This is a genomic window from Bacilli bacterium (assembly GCA_036381315.1).
Classification (GTDB): domain Bacteria; phylum Bacillota; class Bacilli; order Paenibacillales; family KCTC-25726; genus DASVDB01.
In genome coordinates this window covers 1-8,199 of the sequence record DASVDB010000182.1, presented here as the reverse complement: position 1 = coordinate 8,199, position 8,199 = coordinate 1, and the positions used below count along the sequence as shown (strand labels likewise).

Here is an 8,199-nt window from a genome sequence, read left to right as displayed (position 1 = left end):
TGGATGGAATACGATTTGCCAAGCGCTTTGCCGCCCACTGTTCCGGCTGACACAAGCGCGCTGAATACAACGCTCACCGCGGTATACCAGGCGGAATGCTCCGCGCCGATCGACGCCATCAGCTTCAAAACGACCAAAGCGCTGGCTGCGCCGCTGATAATGCTGGAAATGTCACCGATTACATCATTGCAAAAGCTGGAGAAACGGTCGGCGTTCCTGACGATGTATATGCATTGTTTGGCTCCGGGAACGCGCTCTGCGGCCATCGCGTGAAAAGGAGTCTCTTCGGCGGCTGTGGACGCAATCCCCATCATATCGAAAATAATTCCGACTAACATTAACCCAAGGACAATCAACATTCCAGCGCCCCAGGCAACCCCTTCCAAAAGAATCGTGGAAGCGACGGAGAAGCCGCATGCCAACAGGAAAGTGGCTGCCGATATAAAAATACTCCATTTCATGGAGTGGCGTAAAGAATATTTCATTGTGCCTATATGAACTCCTTCATCATGCCGGTTTGGCATGTGGATAGAACGAGTGGCAGCTTACTGAGTAAATGCTGTGGCTTAGGTCCAGTAGGTTTTCCCAACCGCGCGCCCCCACGTCGCCGAAGAGGCGGTTTCCCTTTAAGCGCGGCTTGTGTCCGTCGCCGGATATCAGACTGGATTACCACTCAGTCCACACTATAATCCTCAATAAGCCTCATTGCTGAACAGTCTAGGGGTTTTCCCCGACAATCCTTGACCATCTCTTAGCCTCTTTTGCAAGCAAGATTTCATATAGCATCCGGAATTTATTTTTTTGGCCGAAAAAATAAATTCCTACCATCTATAATCCCTTCTTGCCCACTCAAGGCAGGCTACGCTGCACGCAGGTCTCATCCAAAACGAAAGCGACCCGATCATGCAGGTTCATACCCCAAGCCGTAGCTTCCGCCGCAAAAGCGGTGCAGCCACATACTTGGGCCTCCGCGGAGGCAGGGTCAACGCCCACATGCCATTGTGGATCGCCCTACTTCCTTAACTCCCAGCATCAGCCCCAGACTGGGCGTCTAAAGCCAACACCAGGAACTTCATCGATGTGCCCTTTGGCGAATTTTTAGGCCCGCCTTCAGAAATGGTGGATCGACTAGAATACTGCACCACTCATTAATTGCTTTCATTATATCATATCCGCAAATATGCGCTCAATGAAATTGCATTGGCGCGGCAGCCAGCCTGCTGCCATCCATGCCAGGAGCTTCACCGGTCGCGGCAAGCCACATAATCGGCAATTTCCAGAAGCCGCCCGGGCTTGGGAAATTCGGCCGCGCGGATGGCCTCCTTGCCCCGCTCGATCAACTCCGCGACTTTCCGTTTGCTTCTTTCCAGGCCAAGAAAATACGGATATGTGACTTTGCCGGACTTCTCGTCGCTTTTTGCGCTTTTTCCGAGCTTGGCGAAATCGCCGGTAATATCGAGAATGTCGTCCTGAATTTGAAACGCCAGCCCGAGATCGTACCCATAACGCTCCAGCGCCGCCATTTCCCGCTCGCTCGCTTGCGCGACATGTCCGCCGATCTTCAGCGCGCAGACGATCATATCGCCGGTTTTGCGCAAATGAATCAACTCCAGCTCCTCAAGCGTGGTGACCCCTTGCACCCCGTTCATATCCAACGCCTGGCCGCCGACCATGCCTTTTGCTCCGGCATACACGGAAAGCTCCCGCAAAATCGCAAGCACCCGCTCGGCAGGCAGGGGAAAATGCCGCGACGTTTGCGCCGCCACAAAAAACGCGTGCGTCAATAACCCGTCGCCGGCTAATATCGCCATCGCATCGCCAAAAACTTTGTGGTTGGTCGGCTTGCCCCGGCGATAATCGTCATTGTCCATAGCCGGCAAATCGTCATGAATGAGCGAATAGGTATGAATCATTTCGATCGCGCAAGCGGGGAAAATCGCCGCTTCGGCAGATTCGCCGAGCGCTTCGGCGGCCGCCAGGGTCAACAGGGGGCGCAACCGTTTGCCGCCGGCCATCAGCGAATACTGCATCGCCTCATGCAATCGGGGCGGCACTCCCCAATCCCGGGGAAAACAGCCGGCAAGTTCCCGGTTGATCCGTTCCGCGTAATGTTTTCGAAATTCCGCCAAAGTTTGCGGTTCGGCCACAGCTTATTCCTCCTTGCCGTCTGTCGACTGAAACGGCCGTTTGTGCATACCGCCTTCTTCTTCAATCAGGATCTCAATTTTTCGTTCAAAATGATCAAGCTTTTCCGTGCAAAATGCCGACAGACGCATTCCTTCCTGAAACAACTCGATCGCCTCTTCCAGCGGAATGTTCCCGTCTTCAAGCTTGCCGACCAATTGTTCCAATCGCTGCAAAGCTTCTTCAAAACTGATTTGTTCAGTGCTCATGCCTGTTCCCCTTCCCCATGCCGCGTTAATACCTCGCAGCGCATATTGCCATCCGCCAGCCGCACGCTGACAATGTCGCCGGGGGCAACGCCGTTGATTGATTTGACCAATGTCCGGCCATCATTTGCATATACCAGGCTGTAACCGCGATCCATTACTTTCAGCGGGCTAAGCGCATCCAGTTGGCGGATTAGGGCGCTTGTCCGTGTCCGCTTTTCCGCGCACAGCTGCTTCATCAATCGCGGCAGCTCTTTTTTGCGCGCCGCGACTTTTTCCCTGGCCAGGGAAAGCCGCTCACCGGGATGTTGGCGGGAGATGCGGCGTTCCCACGCGTCCATTTGCCGGCGCGCGGTAAACATTTTTCCGCGGATTTTATAGATCAATTGTTCGGTCGCCCGATCCAGTCTTTCTTTCGGCTGCAATAGCTGCCGCATCGGGTTCATAAGTTGCGGCGCGCGCCGCAGCCGCTCGAGCTCATCCCGTTTGCGCGAAAGTAGCGCGCTCAGATTTTGCCGCAACTCATATTTCAGGCGGTGCAGGCGCTCCCGCAGCTCCACATGCTGCGGAACGGCAAGCTCCGCGGCGGCGGTAGGCGTTGCCGCGCGCACATCGGCGACAAAATCGGCGATCGTAAAATCGGTTTCATGCCCCACCGCGGATATGACGGGAATGCGGGAAGCCGCTATGCCGCGCGCCACACTTTCCTCATTAAATGCCCATAATTCCTCGATAGAGCCGCCTCCCCTGCCTATGATCAGCACATCCACTTCGCCAAGCCGGTTCATTTCTTCAATCGCTTTCACAATGGACGGCGGCGCAAGCTCACCTTGCACATGCACCGGAAAAAGCAAAATGGGGACAGCCGGATAACGCCGCTGCAAAGTGGTGATGATATCCCGGACAGCCGCCCCGGTCGGAGAAGTAATCACGCCGACCGCGCGGGGAAATCGCGGCAACGGGCGTTTGCGCTCAGGCGCGAACAATCCTTCCGCCTCCAGCCGTTGTTTCAACTGCTCATAAGCCAAATACAAATTGCCGATGCCGTCCGGTTGCATATGCGTCACATAAAATTGGTATTGGCCGTCGCGTTCGTATACCGATATGCTGCCGCGCGCCAGTACGTTGCCGCCGTTTTTCGGGATGAAGCCGAGCCGCTGATTATGGGTCGCGAACATGACGCATTTTACCCTGCTGTCTTCATCTTTCAAGGTGAAATACATATGCCCGCTGTTATGATGCGTGAAATTGGAAATTTCGCCGCGCACCCAAACTTCCTGCAGCAGCGTGTCGGAATCGAATTTCATCTTGATATAGCGGGTTAAATCTTTGACGGTGAGAATCCGTCTTTGTTCAGCCATCTGCACAGCCTCTTTTCGCATTATCGTCCGGCGATTTTTTGGGCGGCTTCCACGGTGTTTTTCAGCAGCATGGTTATCGTCATCGGCCCCACTCCGCCGGGAACGGGCGTAATATATCCGGCCACTTGCGCGACATCGGCAAAGTCGACATCGCCCGCCGGAGAGCCGACATCAATGACGACCGCCCCCGGCTTCACGCCGCTACGCTTGATCAGGCCGGGCTTGCCGACGGCCACGACCAGAACATCAGCCTGCCGCGTGATTTCCTCCAACTGTTTCGTACGGGAATGGCATATTGTTACCGTCGCGTTTTCGCGCAACAGCAACAGCGCAACCGGTTTGCCGACAATATTGCTGCGCCCTACAACCACCGCATGTTTTCCGTTCAAGTCCATTCCCGTCCGTTTGATCAATTCTATGATGCCGGCAGGGGTGCAGGGCAAATAACCGCGTTCGCTGCCGATCAACAGACTGCCGGCAGAGATCGGGTGAAAACCGTCGACGTCTTTTTCCGGCGCGATGCTCTCTATGACCGCTTCTTCGGAAATATGCCGCGGCAGCGGCAGTTGCACCAAAATGCCGTGCACGTTTTGATCGCGGTTCAATTCGTCAATTTTCGCCAGAATTTCAGCTTGCGTTGCGGTCTCCGGCAAGCGGATCACGGTGGAGGCGATTCCCAATTTTTCGCATGCGCGGGCCTTATTGCGCACGTACACCTGCGATGCCGGGTCTTCCCCGACCAAAATAACTGTCAAGCCCGGGGTTACGCCTTTCGCCTGCAAATCGGCAACATCCCGCTTAAGCTTGCCGCGAATCTCTTCCGCCACTTCTTTTCCATTCATGATTTTTGCCGCCATGTCCGTTTCCTCCCAAAGTTAAACTTCATGATCATGCGTTTATTTTTTCTTTGATTGCATCCAGATCTTTCAGCATGTTCCCCAATACCCCATTGACGAATTTCCCCGACTCGTCATCGCCAAAATGTTTCGCCAGTTCGATCGCTTCATTGATCGCCGCTTTCGGCGGCACATCTTTGCCGTACAACATTTCATAGGCGGCAACCCGCAAAATCTGACGGTCCACTTTCGACAAACGCTCCAGTTTCCACCCCTTCAAATAACCGGAAAGCAAATCGTCGAGCACGGCTTTTTTTCCCCAAGTCTCGACGACCAAACCGCGCAAGTATTCGGGAATCGGTTCATTGTTTTCGGCATCGTCGCTATTTTCCGCTTTTGTTTCATTTATCGCCATGGAAATGGCAGCCTCGACGCCGGAGTCATTCATTTCCATATGGTACAAGCTTTGCACGGCAATCGCCCGGGCAAGTCTGCGTTTCATGCTGGAGCCTCCTGCCACTTTTGGACTGAATTTTGATATCATTAAGCAGTATAACAAAAAAAAAACCGTGAAGCACGTCCACGGTAGCAACGGCCGCGCGGCAAACCGGCCAACCGGCAATCGCCCGCGCCCCTAGCGAAACAGGTTCCATCTCTCCGATAACCAATGCGACAGTTCTTTAAGCGGCAAAACGTCTTCACCGCGATCGATTTTGTGCCCGATATGGCCGCCAACGGCGACGAGAAAGGCGAATACCAACATATCCCAAAAGCCAAAAATCAAATAAATAATCCCCAGGAAGACGCCGATGCCAAGACCGACCATCGTGCCTTTATAATGTTCCCAAAGACCGTTCAACAAGAGCCTCACCTCTAATCAACCCGGCTTTTGAACGTGTGTGATTGGATAATATTCGCCACATATACGGAAACGAACGCTACCGGTACACCCGTAATTTCCTCCACATGCCCTTTTACCTGGCGCTGCACTTCTTCCGTTAACAGCGGGATCGAGTTTTCGCCGTCCACAATCGCCCTGATCGTAATTTCCAAGCCGGCATCGGAAACGTTTACCCTTGCTTTCAAATCTTTAACGCCCTTGATGCGCGCGGCGGATTTCAGCGAAAGATTCTCCACCGTTTCCAGCGAGATGCGGATATCGCCAAAATCCGTGCGCTGATCGATAGACGGAACGCTTGTGTAATTCCGGCGAACCGATATGTATAAAAAGCGAAGGCTGACTAACAGCAATAACACGGCTCCGGTAGCCAAAACGATTCTGGAATTCGTATCTTCGTACACGGTGCTGATAAAATCAAGCGTTTTATCCGCATGAATCCAATGAAAACCGTATGCCATCAATGTTACTGAGGCAGCCAGCACCGTTATACTATAAAGCAATAATAAAACCCGATCAATGACTTTCCCCATACGGCTTGTCCCTTTCTCTCACTAGAGTAAACCCCCTGACAAAGTAGGGGGTTAGCAGGATGCGGAGCAAAGTTGTTGTTGCGTTCGCCTATTTCACCCGTTGCGCGGTTTGGCCTTCTTCATCAGGCAATTTATCCACACCTTTGAAATGTACATCATGAACATGCACGTTTACTTCTACAACTTCCAATCCGGTCATGGCGGCAATCGCTTGTTTGACGTTCTTCTGGATTTCTCCGGCGATCGTCGGAATCGGGGTGCCGAATTCAACAATGATGGATACATCTACGGCAACTTCTTTTTCGCCAACCTCGACTTTAACGCCTTTGCCCAGGTTTTTGCGCCCGAGCCATTCGGCAAAACCTCCGGCGATGCCTCCGCTCATGCCGGCCACGCCTTTGATTTCCATGGTCGCCAATCCGGCGATAATTTCGATCACTTCCGGAGCTATTTGAATGTTCCCAAGTTCCGTCCTTTCAAAATCGGCGGCCAACATATTCATGAACATCCACCTCCTTTAGCGCTTGTACTTTATTACTATACCATCTGTTGCGCATTATGACAAACCAAGGCAAATTTTCATTATGAATCGGGGTCGTTGATGTCATGTTCTTCCAGAAACTTGATGTCAAAATCCCCGCTGACGAATTTGTTGTGATGCAACAGTTTCAAATGGAACGGAATCGTCGTCTTGACGCCTGCCGCGACAAATTCCTGCAGCGCCCTCTTCATTCGCGCAATCGCCTCATCGCGCGTATTGCCCCAGACGATCAGCTTCGCCACCATCGAATCGTAGAACGGCGGAATCGAATAGCCCTGGTAGACCGCACTGTCTACCCGCACGCCAAAGCCGCCGGGCGGCAAATACATTTGAATGGTTCCCGGGGATGGGGCGAAATTGCGGTCGGGGTCTTCCGCGTTGACGCGGCATTCGATCGCCCAGCCGTTTAACTTCACGTCATCTTGCGTAAATGACAACGGATTGCCTTCCGCAATCGAAATCATTTCTTTAACAATATCAATGTTTGTAATCAGTTCCGTTACCGGGTGTTCAACCTGTATGCGGGTATTCATTTCCATGAAATAAAAATGGCCGTCAGGCCCAAGCAAAAATTCCAGCGTCCCCGCCCCGGAATAGTTGACCGCTTTGGCGGCGCGCACGGCGGCTTCGCCCATTCGCCGGCGAATTTCCGGGGTTAACGCCGGGCTGGGCGCTTCCTCGACCAGTTTTTGCCGGCGGCGCTGGATCGAGCAATCGCGTTCGCCCAGATGAACGACATTTCCGTGCTTGTCGGCAAGTATTTGAATTTCCACATGGCGCATGCCGGTCAAATATTTTTCCAGATAAACGCCGGCATTTCCGAATGATTTTTCCGCCTCCTGCCGCGCGGCATTCATTTGCTTAAGCAATTGCTCTTCATTCTCGGCGATGCGTATCCCTTTTCCGCCGCCGCCCGCCGTTGCTTTGATCAGAACGGGATAGCCGATCTCGCGGCATATGCGGATCGCTTCATCATCATCCGCAACCAAACCGTCCGAACCGGGAATGACCGGAACATCGGCTCGCCTCATCGTCTGCTTCGCTTCCGACTTGTCGCCCATTTTGGCAATCGCTTCCGCAGACGGTCCGATAAACGCAATATTGCACGCCTCGCATATTTCCGCAAAATTGGCGTTCTCGGCAAGAAACCCGTAACCGGGATGAATCGCGTCGGCTTCCGTCAACGTGGCCACGCTCATCACATTCGTTAAATTCAGGTAGCTGTCTTTCGACGGCGCCGGTCCGATGCAATAAGCTTCATCCGCCATCCGCACATGCAAGGCGTCCCGCTCCGCTTCGGAAAAAACGGCAACGGAATAAATCCCCAGTTCGCGGCAGGCGCGAATAATCCGAACGGCGATTTCGCCGCGGTTGGCAATCAGTATTTTTTGAAACTTCATATATCCTGCTCCTCCAAACTAATGGGCCGCCGACTATTCCGTTTTCACCACAAACAACGGTTGTCCGAATTCCACCAATTGGCCGTTTTCCACCAGAATGTCGACAATTTCGCCGGTCACTTCCGCTTCGATTTCGTTCATCAGTTTCATTGCTTCGATGATGCACACGACCGATTTCTCGCCAACCTTGCTGCCGATTTCCACAAACGGCGCGGCATCGGGAGCCGGCGCGCGGTAAAA

The 8,199-nt window shown here is 53.2% G+C and carries 11 protein-coding genes; all 11 read right to left on the bottom strand.

Annotation, left to right across the window (positions count from 1 at the left end; translation table 11 throughout):
- Nucleotides 1-485, bottom strand: a 485-nt coding sequence (locus VF260_13595; protein ID HEX7058217.1) for a hypothetical protein, incomplete at its 3' end; no start/stop codon positions are given.
- 756 nt (nucleotides 486-1,241) lie between these two features.
- The gene (locus tag VF260_13590) at nucleotides 1,242-2,147 is read right to left on the bottom strand and encodes a farnesyl diphosphate synthase (GenBank protein HEX7058216.1); all 906 of its coding nucleotides are present in this window, start codon (nucleotides 2,145-2,147) and stop codon (nucleotides 1,242-1,244) included.
- A gap of 3 nt (nucleotides 2,148-2,150) precedes the next feature.
- Nucleotides 2,151-2,393, bottom strand: coding sequence for an exodeoxyribonuclease VII small subunit (gene xseB / locus VF260_13585; GenBank protein ID HEX7058215.1), 243 nt, complete (start codon nucleotides 2,391-2,393; stop codon nucleotides 2,151-2,153).
- Nucleotides 2,390-3,751 (bottom strand): exodeoxyribonuclease VII large subunit, encoded by a 1,362-nt coding sequence (gene xseA / locus VF260_13580; GenBank protein HEX7058214.1) that lies wholly within the window; start codon nucleotides 3,749-3,751, stop codon nucleotides 2,390-2,392. Before xseA ends, xseB begins: the two co-directional genes overlap by 4 nt.
- A 20-nt stretch (nucleotides 3,752-3,771) precedes the next feature.
- A complete protein-coding gene (gene folD, locus VF260_13575) occupies nucleotides 3,772-4,608 on the bottom strand; it encodes a bifunctional methylenetetrahydrofolate dehydrogenase/methenyltetrahydrofolate cyclohydrolase FolD (protein HEX7058213.1) in 837 nt (278 codons plus the stop codon).
- Nucleotides 4,609-4,639: 31 nt separating this feature from the next.
- Complete coding sequence (gene nusB / locus VF260_13570) at nucleotides 4,640-5,089, bottom strand: transcription antitermination factor NusB (protein HEX7058212.1); 450 nt, start codon at nucleotides 5,087-5,089, stop codon at nucleotides 4,640-4,642.
- 132 nt (nucleotides 5,090-5,221) lie between these two features.
- The gene (locus VF260_13565) at nucleotides 5,222-5,446 is read right to left on the bottom strand and encodes a DUF2273 domain-containing protein (protein ID HEX7058211.1); all 225 of its coding nucleotides are present in this window, start codon (nucleotides 5,444-5,446) and stop codon (nucleotides 5,222-5,224) included.
- A gap of 14 nt (nucleotides 5,447-5,460) precedes the next feature.
- Nucleotides 5,461-6,018: an alkaline shock response membrane anchor protein AmaP gene (gene amaP, locus VF260_13560; GenBank protein ID HEX7058210.1), complete on the bottom strand. Its 558-nt coding sequence runs from the start codon at nucleotides 6,016-6,018 to the stop codon at nucleotides 5,461-5,463.
- An 88-nt stretch (nucleotides 6,019-6,106) separates the two neighbouring features.
- On the bottom strand, nucleotides 6,107-6,520 hold the full coding sequence (locus tag VF260_13555; GenBank protein HEX7058209.1) for an Asp23/Gls24 family envelope stress response protein: 414 nt from the start codon (nucleotides 6,518-6,520) through the stop codon (nucleotides 6,107-6,109).
- Nucleotides 6,521-6,600: 80 nt separating this feature from the next.
- A complete protein-coding gene (gene accC / locus VF260_13550; GenBank protein ID HEX7058208.1) occupies nucleotides 6,601-7,959 on the bottom strand; it encodes an acetyl-CoA carboxylase biotin carboxylase subunit in 1,359 nt (452 codons plus the stop codon).
- A gap of 33 nt (nucleotides 7,960-7,992) precedes the next feature.
- Nucleotides 7,993-8,199 (bottom strand): biotin/lipoyl-containing protein (locus VF260_13545; protein HEX7058207.1); only part of this gene is annotated, 207 nt, incomplete at its 5' end.